We start from the raw sequence: 18,242 nt of genomic DNA on the forward strand, positions 1-18,242 counted from the left end.
ACCAGCTTAGGCGCAGATGCGCCGGGTTGCAAAGTCATTGCTGGCGCTGATAACAGGCGATGATCTCCCCCGCCACCGCCACGGCAATCTCGGCGGGCAGCTTGCCTTTCACGTCCGGTAGCCCTATCGGGCAGCGCATCCCAGCCAGCTGCTCGCGGCTGAAGCCTTTGCCCTCCAGCCGGTAATCAAAGCGCTGGCGCTTAGTTTCAGAACCAATCACACCAAAATAGCGCGCATCGCCGCGCCGCAGGATCGCTTCACACAGCTGTAAATCGCGCGGGTGATGGTGGGTCATCACCACGTAATAGCTGTTGGCGGGCATCAGCTTGACCTGATCGAGGGGGTCTTCCAGACAGCACGCCGTCACCCCTGGCGGCACCGCCGAGAACTGCTGAGGCCGTTCATCAACCCAAAATACGTGACAGGGTAACGTTGACAGCAGGTTCACCAGCGCCTGACCGACGTGCCCGGCGCCAAAAACGGCGATCTGCGGCTGCGGCTGTACCAGCGGCTCGAAAAGAATGCTGGTGACGCCGCCGCAGCACTGCCCGAGGCGTGCGCCAAGGTTGAATTGCTCATGCCGCGCCTGTACACCCGGGGTTTGCAGCATCTCGCGGGCGATAGCGATGGCCTGAAACTCAAGATGGCCGCCGCCAATGGTCAGCCAGGTGTTATCCTGGCTGACGATCATCTTGCTGCCGCGATCGCGCGGCACTGAGCCTTTATCATCGAGCACCGTCAGCAGCACGCAGGCCTCAGCGCGCGCGCGCAGATTCGCCAGAATAGTGATCCAGTCATCGCTACGCATTATCCCCTCCCGCACGCATTTTTTCCGCCCCCCAGAACACTCGCTCCGGGGTAGCCGGGGCATCCAGCAGCGGATGCTGGCGATAGCCGCCTACGCTGGCAACCGCGTCCTGCAGCGCGCACCACACCGCAATACCCAGCATAAACGGCGGCTCGCCGACCGCTTTGGAATGGAACACGGTCTCTTTTGGATTTTTGCGATTTTCAACCAGCGTCACGCGCAGGTCATGCGGCACATCGCCAATCGCCGGGATTTTGTAACTGGCCGGGCCATCGGTCATCAGCCGCCCTTCGGCATTCCACACCAGTTCCTCGGTGGTCAGCCAGCCCATGCCCTGTACAAAACCGCCTTCAACCTGGCCGATATCAATCGCCGGGTTAAGCGAAGCGCCCACATCGTGCAGGATATCGGCACGCAGCAGGCGGTATTCGCCGGTCAGGGTATCCACCATCACTTCCGCGCAGGCCGCGCCGTAAGCGTAGTAATAGAATGGTTGCCCGCGTCCCGCCAGGCGATCGTAGTGGATGCCCGGCACGCGGTAATAGCCGGCGGCGGAGAGCGGCACCTGGTTGAGCCACGCCTGCTGCGCCACTTCGGCGAAGGTAAAATGCTTGTCGCCAACTTTGACGATGCCGTTGCTGAAGCGCACCTGCTCCTCAGAGCAGTGATGTACTTTGCACAGCATGGCGATCAGCCGGTCGCGCAGGATCTCCGCCGCATTCTGCGCCGCCTTGCCGTTGAGATCGGTGCCGCTGGAGGCCGCCGTCGGTGAAGTATTGGGTACTTTGCCGGTATCGGTCGCGGTGATCTGGATGCGATCGACGTCGATTTGCAGCACTTCAGCGACGATCTGCGCCACTTTGGTGTTTAGCCCCTGGCCCATCTCGGTGCCGCCGTGATTCAGCTGGACCGTGCCGTCGGTGTAGATCAGAATCAGCGCCCCGGCCTGGTTGAGGAAGCTGGAGGTAAACGAGATGCCGAACTTAACCGGCGTCAGCGCCAGGCCGCGCTTCATTACGCTATTGGCGGCATTAAACGCCGAGATTTCGGCACGGCGGGCGGCGTAGCCTGCACTCTCTTCCAGCTGGGCGGTCATCTCCTCCAGCAGGTTATCTTCCACCGTCTGATAATAGTGGGTGACGTTGCGCGTCTCTTTGCCGTAGTAGTTACGCTTGCGCACTTCCAGCGGGTCGAGGCCCAACTCGCGGGCGATATGGTCCATAATCTGCTCAATGGCGACCATGCCCTGCGGCCCGCCAAAGCCGCGATAGGCGGTATTGGACGCGGTATTGGTGCGACAGCGATAGCCGGTAATCAGAGCATCGCCAAGGTAATAGGCATTGTCAGCGTGGAACATCGCACGATCGACGATAGAACCTGAGAGATCGAGCGAATAGCCGCAGTTGCCCGCCAGATCGATTTTTACCCCGCAGAAGCGCCCTTCATCATCCACCCCGACGTCATAGCGCACAAAGAACGGATGGCGTTTGCCGGTGGTGCGCATATCGTCGCGGCGCGACAGGCGCATTTTTACCGGCCTGCCGCTTTTACCTGCCGCTACCGCGCACAGGCAGGCAACGCCCGCGGCCTGCGTCTCTTTACCGCCGAAGCCGCCGCCCATACGGCGCATGTCGATGGTCACTTTATTCATCGTCACACCCATTACCGAGGCCACCAGCTTCTGCACTTCGGTCGGGTTCTGGGTTGATGAGTAAACCTGCAGCGCACGATCTTCACCGGGCACCACCAGCGCCACCTGAGTTTCCAGATAGAAGTGCTCCTGACCGCCAATGTGAAATTCACCCTGCAGGCGGTGGGCCGCACGCGCCAGCGCCGCTTGCGCATCGCCGCGCTGGTGGATGTGCGGCTGCTGGACAAAGCTTTGCTGCTCCAGCGCCTGCTTCACGTCCAGCAGCGGGGTGAGCGGCTGGTACTCAATTTTTGCCAGCATCGCCGCCTGACGCGCCGCCTGCTCGCTTTCGGCTGCCACCACCAGCACCATCTGACCGGCATACTCCACCACGTCCTGCGCCAGCAGCGGGTCGCCAGGCTCCAGCGGCCCGATATCCACATCACCCGGCACGTCGCGCCAGGTCAGCACGCTCACTACCCCGGGCACCGCGTAGCAGGCTGCGACATCAATGCTGATAATGCGCGCATGGGCATGTTCGCTGAGGCGCGGGCAGAGGTGCAGCATCCCAGGCAGCTCAAGGCGATCGTCAATATATTGCGCTGCGCCGCTAACGTGCAGCGCCGCGCTCTCATGCTTGTTGCTCTTGCCAACGCCGTTCTGAATGCCCTGCTTAAACTGGTGGGCAATCACCTCTTCACTGACCTGCGGGCGATTATGAGACATAGCGGGCAACCTCCGTAATGGTCAGTTCACCGTTGAGATCGGCGTAGTAGCGGCGCAGCAGATTTTTCGCCAGCTGCAGGCGATAAGCCGCGCTGGCGCGGAAGTCGCTCAGCGGCTGGAACTCCTGCTCCAGGGCTTTGCAGGCTTGTTCGATGGCGCAGAGCGTCAGCGGCTGGCCAAGCAGCAGCTGTTCACAGCGCGAAGCGCGCTGCGGGATCGCCGCCATGCCGCCAAAGGCAATGCGCACGTGCGACACGCAGTTTTGCGCATCGGTTTGCAGCGTGAAGGCGGCAAATACAGCGGAGATATCATCCTCCAGCCGTTTGGAGACCTTCCAGGCGCGGAAATTTCGTCCGGCCGCGGTTTTGGCTATCACGATAGCGCGGATAAACTCGCCAGCGCGCAGCGCGGTTTTACGGTAGCCGAGGAAGAACTCACTGATTGCCAGGCGGCGCACTTCATCACCGCGCTGCAGCAGCAGCTCCGCGTCCAGCGCCAGCAGCATCGGCGGCGTATCGCCAATCGGCGAAGCGTTAGCGATGTTGCCGCCCAGCGTGCCCTGATGGCGGATCTGCAGTGAGGCAAAGCGCTCCAGCAGCTGGCTGAACGCCGGAATTTCCGCGCTCAGCAACTGCCAGCAGTGATGTAAAGAGGCCCCGGCCCCCAGCACAATCTCCTCGCTGCCAATTTCACACTGTTTCAGTTCATCGACGTGGCCGAGAGCAATCATCAGCGGCAGCGCCTGATGCTGCTGCGTCACCTGCAACGCGAGGTCGGTGCCGCCCGCCAGCAGCCGCGCCTGCGGATTGGCCAACAGCGCCGCGCTGAGCTGACCGATAGTTTTTGGCAGCAGGCAATGGTTGCCCTGCCGCGCGATCTCCTGCATCTCGCTGTTTTGCAGCGCCAGCAGGCGTTCTACCGTCGCGGCTTCCTGCTGCTGAAAACTGTCGCTGACCGGCGCGGCACAGGCCTGCTGCGCCGCCGCAACAATTGGCCGATAGCCGGTACAGCGGCAAAGGTTGCCCGCCAGCGCCTGCTCAATCTGCTGATGGTTTGCGCTGCCCTGCTTTTGCAGCGTGAACAGCGACATCACAAAGCCCGGCGTACAGAAGCCGCACTGCGACGCGTGGCAATCAACCATCGCCTGCTGCACCGGGTGTAACCCCTCCGGCTGGCGCAGATCTTCAACGCTAATCAGCTGTTTGCCCTGCAGGCTGCTGACAAACGTCAGGCAGCTGTTGACCGTTTCATAGTGCATTTTCCCGTTTTCTACCCGGCCAAGCGTGACGGTGCAGGCGCCGCAGTCGCCGGAGGCGCAGCCCTCTTTCGTGCCGCAGCGCCGCTGGTTCTGGCGCAGATAGTTGAGCACCGTCAGATTCGGGTCGATCTCCTGCTCGCTTACCAGGCGCTGATTGAGTAAGAACTGGATCATGCTGCACGCTCCATTTTATCGCTCTGCCAGACGCAGCGCCCGTTGACCCAGGTGGCGGCGATATTGCGGTCGTCACCCAGCGTCATCAGCACGAACAGTTTTTCCCAGATATCGCGGCTGTTGGCGTGGCGCATCTGCTGCAGCGGGGAAACAGCCGGGTCGAGCACCACAAAATCGGCCTCTTTGCCCGGCATGAAATTGCCAATCTTCTGGTCGAGATCCAGCGCTTTCGCGCCGCCCAGCGTGGCGTGGTAAAAAGCTTCACAGGCGGAGAGCCTGTAGCGCTGCAGCTGGCCAACCTTGTAAGCCTCGCCCAGCGTTTGCAGCATATTAAAGGTGGTGCCCGCGCCGACGTCGGTGCCAATACCCATCTTCACCCCTTTATGCCAGCAGGTTTGCAGATTAAACAGCCCGCTGCCGAGGAACAGGTTAGAGGTCGGGCAGAATGCCACCGCGGAATCCGTGGCGTGCAGGCAGTCCCACTCGCCATCGTCAAGATGCAGGCAGTGGGCAAACAGGCTGCGCTTGCCGGTCAGCTGGTACTGGTGATACACGTCAAGATAGCCGTTGTGATGCGGGAACAGCGCCTTCACCCATTCGACCTCCTGCGGGTTCTCGCTCAGGTGAGTATGCAGCCAAATATCCGGATATTCGGCGCGCAGCTGCTGTACCTTGCTCAGTAACTGCGGGGAGGAGGTCGGGGCAAAGCGCGGGGTCAGCGCGTAGCTCAGGCGGCCGTGATTGTGCCAGCGTTCGATCAGCGCTTTGGTCTGCTGGTAGCTCTGCTCCGGGGTTTCGGTCAGGCTCTCCGGCGCGTTGCGATCCATCATCACCTTGCCGGCAATCAGCCGCATCTCCAGCGCCGCAGCCGCGGTAAACAGTGCATCGACCGATTCAGGATGCACGGTGCCAAATACCAGCGCGGTGGTGGTGCCGTTGCTCAGCAGCTGCTGGAGGAAAAATGCCGACATGCGCGCCGAGTGCTGGGGGCAGTGATACTGGCTTTCCACCGGGAAGGTGTACTGATTGAGCCACTCCAGCAGCTGCTCACCAAACGCGCCGATCATTTCGGTTTGCGGGTAGTGAATATGGGTGTCGACAAAGCCAGGCACGATCAGGCGGCCGCGATAGTCGAGTGCCCCATTCCCCGGCTGCAGCAGGTGCTGCCCCTGCTGCCACTCATACAGGCCGACGATTTCGCCCGCGTTCAGCAGCAGCAGTCCGTCTTCAATATGGCGTGCGGCGTCCGGCAGCTGCTGAGGATTTTCCACCGTGCGGGTGATATCAAAAAAGCTGGCGCGTATCGCCTGGGTATAGGTCACTGACATAACATTTCCTTTATTGAGGCGGCCTCACCCTGTTCAGTATTTACCAGCAGTGAGGTTTTTACCCGTAATCAAATAACTTTCTTATCAGTGTAGTTTTGCAATTGTTGTGCCAGCCGGAAAAAATAAATTTTCGTTAAATTACAGTTAGTTAAAATTATCCTTAATAAACTCTGTTATTCAGGCTTAATAAACGATTGCGCAATCGGTTGCTAATAATGCAACCGATTGCTAATGGGCAACAGTGCGCTTAATGATTGGGATGACAGTTTATTTGGCCGGGCCTGCGCCCTTTTTTGGCGCATTTCAGCATTGAGGTGCACCAGCAGTGTGCAGCTTTTGGTATTAACCCATAACAAAACGCTCCTTTATCGGCGGCGCGGCATAATGTTAAGGTAAGAAAAATCCAAAATGTGTTGAGGAACAGTGAGATGATCGTATTTGTTACCGGTGCTACCGCCGGTTTTGGTCAGAGTATTACCCGCCGCTTTGTCGCTCAGGGACATAAAGTCATTGCCACCGGCCGCCGCCAGGAGCGCCTGGATGCGTTACAGCAGGAGCTGGGCGACAGCGTCTATACGCTGGTTCTCGACGTGCGCGATCGCGCCGGCATTGACGCGGCGGTGAATAGCCTGCCGGCGGAGTGGCGCAACATTGACGTGCTGGTGAATAATGCCGGCCTGGCGCTGGGCATTGAACCGGCACAGCGTGCCAGCCTGGAAGACTGGGAAAATATGATCGACACCAATAACAAGGGCCTGGTGTATATGACGCGCGCCATTCTGCCCGCCATGGTGGAGCGCAACGTTGGCCATATCATCAATATCGGTTCGATTGCCGGCAGCTGGCCGTACCCGGGCGGTAACGTCTACGGCGCGACCAAAGCGTTTGTACGTCAGTTCAGCTTTAACCTGCGTACCGACCTGCACGGCACCGCGCTGCGCGTTACCGATATCGAACCGGGCCTGGTCGGCGGCACCGAGTTCTCCAATGTGCGCTTTAAGGGCGATGATGCCAAAGCGGGTAGCGTGTATGACGGCGCCGAACCGTTGACGCCGGAAGATGTGACCGAAGCGGTCTGGTGGGTGGCTACCCTGCCGAAACACGTCAATATCAACGCGCTGGAGATGATGCCAGTCGGCCAAAGTCAGGCTGGCCTGCGCGTGCACAAAGGGTAATGAACCTGCGGCGGGCGACTCAGGCCCGCCCCCATCCGGCAACGATAATCAACACTCCGCAGAACGCCACCAGCGCCCCAAGCCAGTCGAAAGTGCTAAGCCGAACACCCTCAATAAAGCGCAACCACAGCAGCGCCGTGACCACATACACGCCCCCATAGGCGGCGTAGACGCGCCCACTGGCGGCCGGGTGCAGCGTCAACAGCCAGACAAACAGCATCAGGCTGACTGCTGCCGGCAGCAGCAGCCATGGCGAACCGTTCTTTTTCAGCCACAGATACGGCAGGAAACAGCCGACGATTTCGGCCAGTGCGGTGGCAAAGAAAAGTAAAATGGTGGTCAGCAAAGGTAAATTCTCACTCAAAGTTCAACGGCGCAACCGCGTGACTGGTCGCTGCCTGAAAGCTGGTGATATACTAACAAACATCGTCCGCGCAGTCGCGACAGCGGGCTGCCCATTGAAAGGAAACTATGATGAAAACAGTACAACACCGTCTGAAGCAGGCGACACTGCCGCTATTAATGCTGGCAGCCCTGTTCTCCGTCCAGCACAGCGCGCAGGCACGCACCGACCGCCTGGTGATCGAGGATGGCGATAACTCACTGACTAAAGAAGAAGCGCGCCAGCAGAAAGAGCAGTGGGATGACACCCGCAATCTGCGCCATAAGGTTAACTCCCGCACCGAGAAAGAGTTCGACCGCGTTGACCGCGCTTTTGATACCAGCGAAGCCTGTGAAAAAAGCCTCAATCTGAATGCCTACTGGGAGCCGAAAACCCTGCGCTGCCTCGACCGTCGCACCGGTCGTCCGGTCACGCCTTAACCACTCCGGCACTGTTATTACTGCTAATTTAAGGATGATAAGATGAAGAGTTTCAAGTGGATATTAACCGCCCTCGTCGTTGCCACTCCTCTGGCCGTTCAGGCATCTTGCGAAACGGTCAAGGCCGATATTAACCAGAAAATCATCAATAACGGGGTTCCGGCCTCCGGCTTTACGCTGGATATCGTGCCGAATGACCAGGCCGATCAGGCGGGTGGCCAGGTCGTGGGTCATTGCGAAAACGACACGCAGAAGATTGTTTACAAGCGCAGTGGCAATAACGATGACAGCAGCGTCCCTGCTGCTGCCGGTACCTCGCAGGATACTTCCGCGCAGTAACATTCCGCGGGCCAGGCATGCCTGGCCCCTACCAAACGTTATAATATTTACGCCATCTGCAGGGTCAGGCATGCCTGGCCCGCCTCAACAATTATAAAGTTATAATATATTCGTCATTTGTAGGGGTCAGGCATGCCTGACCCGCCTCAAAAAATTAATGCGGTTTCAGCGCCGGGATCATCCGTGACACCAGCAGGCTCATCACCGCCACCCCCAGCGATACTGCAAATACCCAATGCAGCGACAGCGCGATTTCACTCAGCATATGCTGCAGGCTGTCCGCCTCGATCGCCGCGCGCTGGCTGTGGGACATCACCTGCTGTACCGGGTCGTTGCTATGCGGCAGGCGCAGCAGCAGATTATAATTCAGCACCGCTCCCATCACCGCCGTTCCCAGCGCCGAGCCGAGCATGCGGCTAAACATGATTGACGCGGTACAGATGCCGCGAATGGCGAAGTCGGCGGTATTTTGCACCGCAATCAGGAAGGTGGTGCTGGTCATGCCCATCCCGGTGCCAATCACAAAGGCGAAAAAGCCGGCGTGCCACACCGGGCTTTCACGATGCAGGGTGAGCAGCAGCGCGGTGCCGGCAATCAACAGCAGCGAGCCGAGCAGCGCGGTAAAGCGGTACGAGGTGCGCTGCATCAGGCGCCCGCTCAGCGTACTGGCAAGCGGCCAGCCGATTGACATCATCGCCAGCGCACTGCCCGCCTGCAGCGGCGTGCCGCCGTTAACCCCCTGGATCCAGGTGGGCAGAAAGGCGCTGATGCCCATCATCGCCGCACCGATCAGCAGATTTCCGGCATTACCTGCCAGCAGCGTGCGGCTACGCCAGATGGCCATCGGGAACAGCGGTTGGTTGGCGTTACGCTCGTGGTGCAGCAAGGCGTAGCCGGCGATACATGCCACAATGACCAGTCCGGCGACCAATGGCAGCCCCAGTGATTCCGCCTGCAGTAACGCCACCAGCAGCGCGCTGACCGTCAGCATCAGCAAGGCGCTGCCCGTCAGGTTCAGGCGGTGCGGACTTTTCTCCTTCGATTCCGGGAAGAAGCGCGCCAGCAGCAGCATCGAAATAATGCCGATCGGCACATTGACCCAGAAAATCAGCGCCCAGTTAAAGTGCTGCACCAGCCACGCGCCGGTTAACGGGCCAACGATCGCCGCCACGCCCCAGACGCTAGACAGCCAGCCCTGGATCCCCGCCCGCTCTTTCGGCGGATAGACATCGGCAATAATAGTGGAGGTGAGCGGCATGATGGCCCCGGCCCCCAGCCCCTGTAGTGCGCGGAACAGGATCAGCCAGCCCATATTGGTGGCGAAGCCGCACAGCACCGAACCGCATAAAAACAGGCCTGTACCAATAAAGAACATGCGCTTTCTGCCCCATAAATCTGCCAGCCGCCCGTAAATCGGCACGCTGACTGCCTGGGTGAGCAGATAGATAGAGAACACCCAGCCAAACTGTGAGAAACCTCCCAGCTCGGCGATAATCGTGGGCATAGCCGTAGCAACAATGGTGACCTCGATCGCCGCCATAAACATCGCCAGCATCGAGGCGATCAGGATCCAGTGGCGCTGCGCCACGGGATTAGCAATATTTTCCGACATAGTTTCCCCGTCCTTCGTTCATCCCTTTAGTGTGGAGCATTTTAGAGCAAACAGTTTCCGAAATGTGCTTATCTGAATTAGTGACATTGTCACCTGTTGACGATAAATTTTTTTCATTGATGGCTTTTCCAGCGCTGGCAAAGGCTTAAGCGTGATTTAGCTTAAAACTATCCTCCTGATTTTCGGCCTAAAATTTGGCACTTCTCCCGCTTCGCTGCTATAGATTTTTAGGCGAACTTACCGGGTAAAACGCTAGTAACACATTTAATCATCACTTTTAGTGCTTATCTGCATCCAGGGAGAACCATGATATGCAAAATTCCACGCTGTTGCAGCGTGCCTTACTGGCGGTGCTGTTTATCGCCGCTATCGTTGGCCTGCTGGTCTGGGGGCTTGGCGTAGAGACTATTCAGGCTCGCCGCGTTGATCTGATTTACCTCGGTCAGCAACATATGAAGCTGGTGTTCTGGTCACTGCTGTTTGCGCTGCTGATTGGCATTCCGAGCGGCATTCTTCTTAGCCGCCCTTTTGCCCGCCGCTGGGCGGAATACGTGATGCAGATCTTTAACGTTGGCAATACCCTGCCGCCGCTGGCGGTACTGGCGCTGGCGATGGTGGTGATCGGCATTGGCGATCGCCCGGCGATTATCGCACTGTTTCTGGCGTCGCTGCTGCCGATTGTGCGCAACACCTACGCCGGCCTGTGCTCGGTGCCCGCTTCACTGCTGGAGGCCGCTGACGGCATTGGCATGACGAAAGGCCAGCGCCTGTACCAGGTTGAGCTGCCCAATGCGTGGCCGGTGATGCTGTCCGGCATTCGCGTGGCGACGGCAATTAACGTCGGCACCGCCCCGCTGGCGTTTCTGATTGGTGCCAGCAGCTACGGCGAGCTGATTTTCCCGGGGATTTACCTGAATGATTTCCCTACGCTGATCCTTGGCGCTGCCGCCACGGCACTGTTTGCGTTGATCCTGGATATGCTGCTGGCCGGTCTTGGCCGCCTGCTCAGCCCGCATACTGCGGCATAACAATAATTAGGAGCTGATAATGGCTGATTTCCCGTTAACCCGCTGGCTGCGCCACGGCGCACTGGCGCTGACCGCCTCGCTGGCGCTGAGCGGCGCGGCTGCGGCGGCACCGCTGGTGATGACCACTAAAAGTTTTACCGAACAGCACATTCTGTCGGCGCTGACCACCCAGTACCTGCGCAAACAGGGCTTTGAAGTGGAACCCAAAACCAACATTGCCACCACCATCGCCCGTAACGCAATGATCAACAAGCAGGTCGATATGACCTGGGAATATACCGGTACCTCGCTGATAATTTTTAACCATATTTCAAAACCTATGCCGCCTGATGAAGCGTATCAGACGGTGAAAAAGCTGGACGCCAGGCTGGGTCTGGTGTGGCTCAACCCCGCGCCGATGAACAACACCTACGCCTTCGCCATGAAGCGCGAACGCGCCGACGCCGAGCATATTGATACGATGTCACAAATGGTGGCAAAGCTGGAGCAGGTGCGCAAAAACGACCCCGACCATAACTGGATGCTGGGCCTTGATCTTGAGTTTGCCGGGCGCTCCGATGGCCTGAAGCCGTTGCAGAAAGCCTACAGCATGGAGCTGGACCGCCCGCAGATCCGCCAGATGGACCCGGGGCTGGTTTACAACGCCATTCGTGATGGCTTTGTTGATGCCGGTCTGGTGTACACCACCGACGGGCGCGTAAAAGGCTTCGATTTGAAAGTGCTGAAGGACGATAAAGGCTTCTTCCCAGGCTATGCGGTAACGCCGGTGGTGACCGAGCAGGCGCTGAAAGATCATCCGGGACTGGATACGGCGTTGAATAAGCTGTCGCCGCTGATCACTGATGAGGCAATAACCGAAATGAATAAACGCGTGGATATTGACCATCAGTCGCCGCAGCAGGTGGCCCGCGATTTCCTGAAATCTCACGGCATGCTCTGAGGAGACAGTTATGGATACCCTTCACTACATGATTGATAACTGGGGCTACCTCGCTTCCCTCACCTTCCAGCATTTATGGCTGGTGGCGCTGGCGGTGGGCTTCGCCATTGTGATTGGCGTGCCGCTCGGCATTCTGATTGTGCGTTTTAAGTGGCTGGCAACGCCGATATTAGGGCTGGCAACTATCGTGTTGACCATTCCGTCGATTGCGCTGTTTGGCCTGATGATCCCGCTGTTTTCGATGATCGGTCAGGGCATCGGCGTACTGCCCGCCGTGACTGCGGTGTTCCTTTACTCGCTGCTGCCGATTGTGCGCAACACGCACACCGCGCTGGAAAACCTGCCGGCTGGGCTGCGTGAAGCCGGGCGCGGTATCGGCATGACGTTCTGGCAGCGCCTGCGCTGGGTGGAGATCCCGATGGCGCTGCCGGTCATCTTCGGCGGTATCCGCACGGCGGTGGTGATGAACGTTGGCGTGATGGCGATTGCCGCGATTATCGGCGCGGGCGGCCTTGGCCTGCTGTTGCTGGACGGCATCAGCGGCAGTGATATCCGCATGCTGATTGCTGGCGCATTAATGATCTGTTTACTGGCTATTATTCTTGACTGGCTGCTGCACCGCCTGCAGCTGGCGCTGACACCTAAGGGGATTCGATAATGATAAAACTGGAAAACCTCACCAAAACCTTTAAGCAGAAAAACGGTAACAGCTTTAACGCCGTTGATAATGTCAGCCTGAACGTGCCGGAAGGCGAAATGTGCGTCCTGCTCGGCCCTTCCGGCTGCGGCAAAACCACCACGCTGAAGATGATTAACCGCCTGATCCCTTCCAGCAGCGGCAAAATTCTGATTAACGGCGAGGATACCAGCGGCTTAGACACCGTGACGCTGCGCCGCAATATTGGCTATGTGATCCAGCAGATCGGGCTGTTCCCGAATATGACTATCGAAGAGAACATTACCGTGGTGCCGCGTATGCTGGGCTGGGAAAAGCAGCGCTGCAAAGAGCGCGCCCGCGAGCTGATGAGCATGATGGCGCTGGATGCCAACAAGTTTCTTCACCGCTATCCGCGCGAGATGTCCGGCGGCCAGCAGCAGCGCATTGGGGTAATCCGCGCGCTGGCGGCGGACCCACCGGTGCTGCTGATGGATGAGCCGTTCGGTGCGGTCGACCCGATTAACCGCGAAGTGATCCAGAATGAGTTCCTCGAGATGCAGCGCCAGCTGAAGAAAACCGTGATGCTGGTCAGCCACGATATCGATGAGGCGCTGAAGCTCGGTGACCGTATTGCCGTGTTCGGCCAGGGAAAAATCGTGCAGTGCGCCAGCCCGGATGAGCTGCTGGCAAAACCGGCTAACGAGTTTATCGGGTCGTTTGTTGGCCAGGACCGCACGCTGAAGCGGCTACTGCTGGTGCAGGCGGGCGATGTTACCGATCGGCAGCCTACGCTTACCGTGCAAAAATCCACGCCGCTGGCAGAAGCGTTCGGCATGATGGATGACAACGATTTACGTTCAATCACCGTGGTGGATAATGACGGCAAACCGCTGGGCTTTGTGAAACGTCGCGAGGCGCGCGCTGCCAGCGGCGTCTGTGCCGATATGCTGCACAAGTTTACCGTCACCGGCAAGGCGGAAGAGAACCTGCGCGTGGTGCTGTCAAAGCTGTACGAGCACAATCTGGTCTGGATGCCGATCGTCGATGAAGACGGCCGCTACAGCGGGGAGATTTCGCAGGATTATATTGCGGATTACCTCAGTTCAGGCCGTACCCGCCGCGTACTGAACGTTAGCTAATCATCTGGGTAGGGGCAGGCATGCCTGCCCCCTACGATGTTGCTGCCTAATCTTCTACAGCTTTAGCGCGCTTAAATCGAGATAGTGCGCCAGCTCGCGCGTTTCGGCTCGCGGCAGATACGGCAGCTCCCCCAGCAGCGGCGCCGGGATCTTATCCCTCAGCACGTCGATAATTTGCGCATAGTGCGCCAGCCCCGGATTTATCCGGTTGGCAACCCAGCCCAGCAGCGGCAATCCATCATTCACTACCGCCTGCGCCGTCAGCAGCGCATGGCTGATGCAGCCCAGCTTGATCCCCACCACCAGTACCACCGGCAGCTGTTCCTGCACCGCCCATTCCGATAACGCACGCAAATCGTTCATCAGGCTGCGCCAGCCGCCCGTCCCTTCCACCACGGTGTAATCCGCCTGCCCGTCCAGTGCCCTCAGCCCATGGCTGAGCGTGGCGTAATCAATCGGCGTGCGGCTGGTGCTGATTTCATCTTCCAGCAGGGTGACCGGGTTGATCGCCTGGTACGGCAGTAGAATCGATGATGAAGCCTGCAGAACCAGCGCATCTTTATTGCGCGGCCCCTCTTCGGTCTGCTGGCTGCTTTTAGCCACAGGTTTATAGCCTACGGCCTGTTTACCCTGCGCTGCCAGCTTCTGTAGCAGCGCGCGGGACACCACCGTTTTGCCGACTTCTGTATCGGTTCCGGTAACAAATAGACGTTTCAACATGAATGGCTCCGGCAGGCCCTGTCTGTCCAGGGTAATCATTTTCGTACTTTACAAGTGAGCGAAAATTGTAGGGCAGTACCGCCCGCCGGAGATTGCGTTAGCGCAAGATTTAGTGGATTTATCAGCCCTGTAGCAGCTTGATTAATAACGAACCGTTATACAGGGCATCTTTGACCAGCGCGGCGCCCGGCATGGTGCCGAGATTAACAAACTCGGTTGGTTCAACCTGTAAGTCAGCGCTGTAGCGGGGTAGCGCCTGCTGGCGAATGCAGGTGGCGATAGCGGGGAACAGCACGCTCTGGGCACGATTAAGCGGGGAACCGATAAGAATTTTTTGAGGATGGAACAGATTAACCATAATGGCCACAATGCGCCCCACGCTGCTACCGACCCCGGCGATGACATCGCAGGCCAGCTGATCGCCAGCCAGCGCCGCGTCGCACAGCGCATCAATCGTCAGAGGCTGATTATGCAGCGTTGAGCTCATCGACGCCTGCATGCGCTGCGCGGCCAGCTCCAGCATGCTGTCGATACTGGCCACGGTTTCCAGGCAGCCGTGATTGCCGCAGTAGCAGCGCTTGCCCCACGGATCGACCTGCGTGTGGCCAATTTCCACCAGCGTACTGCTGCCACCGTGCAGCAACCGGCCACCGGTAATCACACCGGCGCCAACATGATGGTCAATCACCACCTGCAGGACATCGCTGGCATCGCGCGAGGCGCCAAACAGCGACTCCGCCATGGTCCAGGCGCAGATGTCGTGCTGGATATAGACCGGCAGCCCGGTGCGCTTCGCCAGTTCTGGCCCCAGCGGCATATCATCAACCTGATAAAACGGCATGCGGTGCACAATGCCGGACTGGCTGTTCATAATCCCGGGCAGCGTAATGGCGATAGCGGTAAGGCGTTCCAGCTTGTGCTGGTGATCGATAAAGAACCGATCGATGAGCTGGATGATGCGCATCAGCAGCGGCTGGTCAGCCTCGGCAGGCAGCGGAAATTGCTGCTCCACCACCATTTTGCTGCTGAGATCGCGCAGCGCGAGCGTGATGTCGCCGTTGCCAATGCGGGCAGAGAGATAGTGCCAGGCCTGGGTGTCCAGCACCAGGCCAACCGCCGGACGCCCACGGCTGCCCGGCTCCTGAAACTCGGTTTCCTGTACCAGATGAGCTTCCAGCATTTCGCGCACAATTTTGGTAATACTGGCCGGGGCCAGCTGAGCTTTTTTGGACAGCTCAATCCGCGAGATGGGCCCAAACCTGTCGATCAGTCGGTACACCGCTCCGGCATTAGTCTGTTTTATCTGATCGATATGACCAGGCTGACTATCCGCAATCACACCCCACTCCTGATTATTACCTGCCCGTCACAGCCGAAATGCGACCGAAAGAAGCACTTATTTTCACGCTTCAAAATAAAGCCATCTGTGCATGGTGAAACACTTATCAGATGGCGTCAAATATTTGATTCGATATGTGATTTACAGCACATAAACCAGCGCCATGCGCTCATGTTTTCTGCGAAAAAGAGCGTTCCTGGCGCAGGAGCAGTGACATCATCGCTGCCGTCACCGCCGGAATTTCCCGCTGCTTCGACCACACCAACCACATTTCAGACTGCGCGTCCTGCTCCTCCAGTGGGATCCACACCACATCGCTTAGCCGCACGCGGTGAAACGAGGCGGGTAAAATAGAGACGCCCAGCCCGGTAGAGACCAGACCGATGATCGTCATGGCTTCCCCCACCTCCTGGGCAATGTTTGGCTGGATCTGATAGCGGCGCAGCAGCTCCAGCACCTCGCTATAGAGTGCCGTGCCAACGCTGGGGTCAAAAAAGACAAACGCTTCCTGCGCCAGATCGCTAAGCGCAATTTTCTGCCGTGTTGCCAGACGGTGAGCGCGATGAACCAGCGCGTACATCGGCTCACGCAGTAACAGCTGATGGTTGAGATTGTCCGGCAGATCGGTATTGCGCATCACGCCCAGATCCAGCCGTCCGTCGCTGAGCGGCGCCAGCTGCTGGCGGGTGTTGATCTCCTGCATCTGCACGTGCACGGCGGGAAAGCGCTGGCGGAAGTTGAACAGCGCATCGGAAACGGCGGTAATAAACGGCGCGGAGGAGGTAAAACCAATGCGAAGTTCGCCTTCATCCCCGCGATGCAGCCTGGCGGCTTTTTCCGCGGCCTTGGTCACGTTGAGCATAATCTGGCGCGCATCGAGCAGAAACTGCTGCCCGGCGGCGGTCAGCTGCACGCTGCGATTGGTGCGCGCCAACAGGCGCGCGCCGATCTCCTGCTCCAGCAGTTGGATCTGCTGGCTCAGCGGCGGCTGCGAGATATTCAGGCGCGTGGCTGCGCGGCCAAAGTGCAGCTCTTCAGCAACGGCAATAAAGTAGCGCAGATGACGGAGTTCGATATTCATACTTTAAACATATCATTTTATATTATTAATATATTAGACATCATAATCCGCATTTCTTACCCTTGACAACGTGATACCTCAAATTGACTACTCAAAATAAAAAAAGGAATAGAAGTGAACCGCTCACCCTCTGCCGTTGCGGCGCCAGACCGCGCTGAACGAGCCTCCTCCCCCGCTGTTGATCAGGGCAAAGCCAGCAAAGAGCTGTATATCAAACGCGGTACGCCGCAGTTTATGCTCGTGACGCTGGCGCTGTTCTCTGCCGGTTTGGCAACTTTTGCTCTGCTGTACTGCGTGCAGCCAATCCTGCCCGTTCTGTCGCAGGAGTTTGGTGTTTCTCCTGCGGCCAGCAGTATCTCCCTGTCGATCTCCACCGGGCTGCTGGCGCTCGGCCTGCTGATTACCGGCCCGCTGTCTGATGCGATTGGCCGCAAGCCGGTGATGGTTACCGCCCTGATGCTGGCGGCGATCTGTACGCTGCTTTCCGCCACCATGACCAGCTGGCACGGTATTTTGCTGATGCGGGCGCTAATTGGCCTGTCGCTGAGCGGTGTGGCAGCGGTCGGAATGACCTACCTCAGCGAGGAGATCCATCCGAGCATGGTGGCGTTCTCCATAGGGTTGTATATCAGCGGTAACTCCATCGGCGGGATGAGCGGTCGCCTGCTGAGCGGGGTGATTACCGACTTCAGCAGCTGGCGTGTGGCGGTAATGGTTATCGGCTGTTTTGCCCTGGCTTCGGCGCTGATGTTCTGGAAGATCCTGCCGGCCTCGCGCCATTTCCGCCCGGCCTCGCTTAAGCCGCGCAGCCTGCTGATCAACTTCCGCCTGCACTGGCGAGATAGCGGCCTGCCGCTGCTGTTCGCCGAAGGTTTCCTGCTGATGGGGGCGTTCGTTACTCTGTTTAACTATATTGGCTACCGCCTGCTCTCTGCACCTTTTTCGCTCAGTCAGGCGGTTGTCGGGCTGCTGTCGGTGGTCTACCTGACCGGGTCGTGGAGTTCGCCGAAGGCGGGTGCAATGACGGCAAAGTATGGTCGCGCCCCGGTGCTGCTCTTCTCCACCGCCATTATGCTGATCGGGTTACTGATTACCCTGACCAACAATATCTGGCTGATTCTGGCCGGGATGATGCTCTTCACCGCCGGATTCTTTGCTGCACACTCGGTAGCCAGCGGCTGGATTGGACCACGCGCCCGCCGCGCTAAGGGCCAGGCTTCTTCGCTGTATTTGTTCAGTTATTACCTTGGCTCCAGCGTAGCGGGTACGCTCGGCGGCGTGTTCTGGCATAACTTCGGCTGGCACGGGATTACCGCATTTATCGCTGCGCTGCTGGTGATGGCGCTACTGATAGGAACACGGCTGCACGGTAAGCGGCTGTAGCGGTTTGATGGCGGGCGAGGCATGCCATCGCCCCTACGACAACATCTGACGGGCGAGGCATGCCGTCGCCCCTACGACAACA

The 18,242-nt window shown here is 58.6% G+C and carries 17 protein-coding genes; 8 read left to right on the forward strand and 9 right to left on the reverse strand.

Features of this window, described 5'->3' with window-relative positions:
- Positions 1 to 34 precede the first annotated feature (34 nt).
- The 4 genes from xdhC to guaD are packed head-to-tail and all read right to left on the reverse strand — an operon-like array spanning position 35 to position 5,924.
- A complete protein-coding gene (gene xdhC, locus QLG07_RS23330) occupies positions 35 to 808 on the reverse strand; it encodes a xanthine dehydrogenase accessory protein XdhC (protein ID WP_282470252.1) in 774 nt (257 codons plus the stop codon).
- Positions 801 to 3,164 (reverse strand): xanthine dehydrogenase molybdopterin binding subunit, encoded by a 2,364-nt coding sequence (xdhB, locus tag QLG07_RS23335; RefSeq protein ID WP_187497862.1) that lies wholly within the window; start codon positions 3,162 to 3,164, stop codon positions 801 to 803. The genes xdhC and xdhB overlap by 8 nt, the downstream gene beginning before the upstream one ends.
- Positions 3,154 to 4,596: a xanthine dehydrogenase small subunit gene (xdhA, locus tag QLG07_RS23340; RefSeq protein WP_282470253.1), complete on the reverse strand. Its 1,443-nt coding sequence runs from the start codon at positions 4,594 to 4,596 to the stop codon at positions 3,154 to 3,156. The genes xdhB and xdhA overlap by 11 nt, the downstream gene beginning before the upstream one ends.
- Positions 4,593 to 5,924, reverse strand: coding sequence for a guanine deaminase (gene guaD, locus QLG07_RS23345; RefSeq protein ID WP_048916078.1), 1,332 nt, complete (start codon positions 5,922 to 5,924; stop codon positions 4,593 to 4,595). Before guaD ends, xdhA begins: the two co-directional genes overlap by 4 nt.
- Before the next feature lie 428 nt (positions 5,925 to 6,352).
- On the opposite strand from guaD, the gene ydfG reads away from it, so the two are divergent.
- Positions 6,353 to 7,099: a bifunctional NADP-dependent 3-hydroxy acid dehydrogenase/3-hydroxypropionate dehydrogenase YdfG gene (gene ydfG, locus QLG07_RS23350; RefSeq protein WP_282470254.1), complete on the forward strand. Its 747-nt coding sequence runs from the start codon at positions 6,353 to 6,355 to the stop codon at positions 7,097 to 7,099.
- 19 nt (positions 7,100 to 7,118) lie between these two features.
- Here ydfG and QLG07_RS23355 read toward each other — a convergent pair whose 3' ends face one another.
- Positions 7,119 to 7,445, reverse strand: a complete 327-nt coding sequence (locus QLG07_RS23355) for a YnfA family protein (RefSeq protein ID WP_048916080.1) — start codon at positions 7,443 to 7,445, stop codon at positions 7,119 to 7,121.
- Positions 7,446 to 7,573: 128 nt separating this feature from the next.
- Between QLG07_RS23355 and QLG07_RS23360 the strand changes: the two genes are divergently transcribed.
- Positions 7,574 to 7,921: a DUF1283 family protein gene (locus tag QLG07_RS23360; protein ID WP_099755163.1), complete on the forward strand. Its 348-nt coding sequence runs from the start codon at positions 7,574 to 7,576 to the stop codon at positions 7,919 to 7,921.
- 42 nt (positions 7,922 to 7,963) lie between these two features.
- Positions 7,964 to 8,260: a DUF1161 domain-containing protein gene (locus tag QLG07_RS23365; protein WP_133623581.1), complete on the forward strand. Its 297-nt coding sequence runs from the start codon at positions 7,964 to 7,966 to the stop codon at positions 8,258 to 8,260.
- 154 nt (positions 8,261 to 8,414) lie between these two features.
- Here QLG07_RS23365 and QLG07_RS23370 read toward each other — a convergent pair whose 3' ends face one another.
- Positions 8,415 to 9,872: an MDR family MFS transporter gene (locus tag QLG07_RS23370; RefSeq protein ID WP_191149455.1), complete on the reverse strand. Its 1,458-nt coding sequence runs from the start codon at positions 9,870 to 9,872 to the stop codon at positions 8,415 to 8,417.
- Between the two features lie 311 nt (positions 9,873 to 10,183).
- On the opposite strand from QLG07_RS23370, the gene osmY reads away from it, so the two are divergent.
- The 4 genes from osmY to osmV all read left to right on the forward strand — a co-directional run bounded on the left by osmY (position 10,184) and on the right by osmV (position 13,637).
- Positions 10,184 to 10,900: an osmoprotectant ABC transporter permease OsmY gene (gene osmY / locus QLG07_RS23375; RefSeq protein WP_062818665.1), complete on the forward strand. Its 717-nt coding sequence runs from the start codon at positions 10,184 to 10,186 to the stop codon at positions 10,898 to 10,900.
- Between the two features lie 118 nt (positions 10,901 to 11,018).
- A complete protein-coding gene (locus QLG07_RS23380) occupies positions 11,019 to 11,840 on the forward strand; it encodes a glycine betaine ABC transporter substrate-binding protein (protein ID WP_282470261.1) in 822 nt (273 codons plus the stop codon).
- 10 nt (positions 11,841 to 11,850) lie between these two features.
- Entirely contained in the window at positions 11,851 to 12,498 is a 648-nt protein-coding gene (osmW, locus tag QLG07_RS23385; protein ID WP_282470255.1) for an osmoprotectant ABC transporter permease OsmW, read from the forward strand.
- Positions 12,498 to 13,637: an osmoprotectant ABC transporter ATP-binding protein OsmV gene (gene osmV / locus QLG07_RS23390; RefSeq protein WP_048918755.1), complete on the forward strand. Its 1,140-nt coding sequence runs from the start codon at positions 12,498 to 12,500 to the stop codon at positions 13,635 to 13,637. The genes osmW and osmV overlap by 1 nt, the downstream gene beginning before the upstream one ends.
- Positions 13,638 to 13,691: 54 nt before the next feature.
- Here the strand turns inward: osmV and bioD are convergent, their stop codons facing one another.
- The 3 genes from bioD to QLG07_RS23405 all read right to left on the reverse strand — a co-directional run bounded on the left by bioD (position 13,692) and on the right by QLG07_RS23405 (position 16,777).
- Complete coding sequence (bioD, locus tag QLG07_RS23395) at positions 13,692 to 14,357, reverse strand: dethiobiotin synthase (RefSeq protein WP_282470256.1); 666 nt, start codon at positions 14,355 to 14,357, stop codon at positions 13,692 to 13,694.
- A 121-nt stretch (positions 14,358 to 14,478) separates the two neighbouring features.
- The gene (locus tag QLG07_RS23400; RefSeq protein WP_282470257.1) at positions 14,479 to 15,696 is read right to left on the reverse strand and encodes an ROK family protein; all 1,218 of its coding nucleotides are present in this window, start codon (positions 15,694 to 15,696) and stop codon (positions 14,479 to 14,481) included.
- 169 nt (positions 15,697 to 15,865) lie between these two features.
- Complete coding sequence (locus tag QLG07_RS23405) at positions 15,866 to 16,777, reverse strand: LysR family transcriptional regulator (protein ID WP_282470258.1); 912 nt, start codon at positions 16,775 to 16,777, stop codon at positions 15,866 to 15,868.
- A 114-nt stretch (positions 16,778 to 16,891) separates the two neighbouring features.
- On the opposite strand from QLG07_RS23405, the gene QLG07_RS23410 reads away from it, so the two are divergent.
- Positions 16,892 to 18,160, forward strand: coding sequence for an MFS transporter (locus QLG07_RS23410; RefSeq protein ID WP_282470259.1), 1,269 nt, complete (start codon positions 16,892 to 16,894; stop codon positions 18,158 to 18,160).
- Positions 18,161 to 18,242: the final 82 nt, after the last annotated feature.

This window comes from Erwinia sp. V90_4 (genome assembly GCF_029967685.1).
In the GTDB taxonomy this organism is placed as follows: domain Bacteria; phylum Pseudomonadota; class Gammaproteobacteria; order Enterobacterales; family Enterobacteriaceae; genus Erwinia; species Erwinia aphidicola.

Bases quoted from the DNA above. Each gene is read 5' to 3' on its own strand.
- xdhC (WP_282470252.1), bottom strand. From the start codon at position 808: ATGCGTAGCGATGACTGGATCACTATTCTGGCGAATCTGCGCGCGCGC.
- xdhB (WP_187497862.1), bottom strand. From the start codon at position 3,164: ATGTCTCATAATCGCCCGCAGGTCAGTGAAGAGGTGATTGCCCACCAG.
- xdhA (WP_282470253.1), bottom strand. From the start codon at position 4,596: ATGATCCAGTTCTTACTCAATCAGCGCCTGGTAAGCGAGCAGGAGATC.
- guaD (WP_048916078.1), bottom strand. From the start codon at position 5,924: ATGTCAGTGACCTATACCCAGGCGATACGCGCCAGCTTTTTTGATATC.
- ydfG (WP_282470254.1), top strand. From the start codon at position 6,353: ATGATCGTATTTGTTACCGGTGCTACCGCCGGTTTTGGTCAGAGTATT.
- QLG07_RS23360 (WP_099755163.1), top strand. From the start codon at position 7,574: ATGAAAACAGTACAACACCGTCTGAAGCAGGCGACACTGCCGCTATTA.
- QLG07_RS23365 (WP_133623581.1), top strand. From the start codon at position 7,964: ATGAAGAGTTTCAAGTGGATATTAACCGCCCTCGTCGTTGCCACTCCT.
- QLG07_RS23370 (WP_191149455.1), bottom strand. From the start codon at position 9,872: ATGTCGGAAAATATTGCTAATCCCGTGGCGCAGCGCCACTGGATCCTG.
- osmY (WP_062818665.1), top strand. From the start codon at position 10,184: ATGCAAAATTCCACGCTGTTGCAGCGTGCCTTACTGGCGGTGCTGTTT.
- QLG07_RS23380 (WP_282470261.1), top strand. From the start codon at position 11,019: ATGACCACTAAAAGTTTTACCGAACAGCACATTCTGTCGGCGCTGACC.
- osmW (WP_282470255.1), top strand. From the start codon at position 11,851: ATGGATACCCTTCACTACATGATTGATAACTGGGGCTACCTCGCTTCC.
- osmV (WP_048918755.1), top strand. From the start codon at position 12,498: ATGATAAAACTGGAAAACCTCACCAAAACCTTTAAGCAGAAAAACGGT.
- bioD (WP_282470256.1), bottom strand. From the start codon at position 14,357: ATGTTGAAACGTCTATTTGTTACCGGAACCGATACAGAAGTCGGCAAA.
- QLG07_RS23405 (WP_282470258.1), bottom strand. From the start codon at position 16,777: ATGAATATCGAACTCCGTCATCTGCGCTACTTTATTGCCGTTGCTGAA.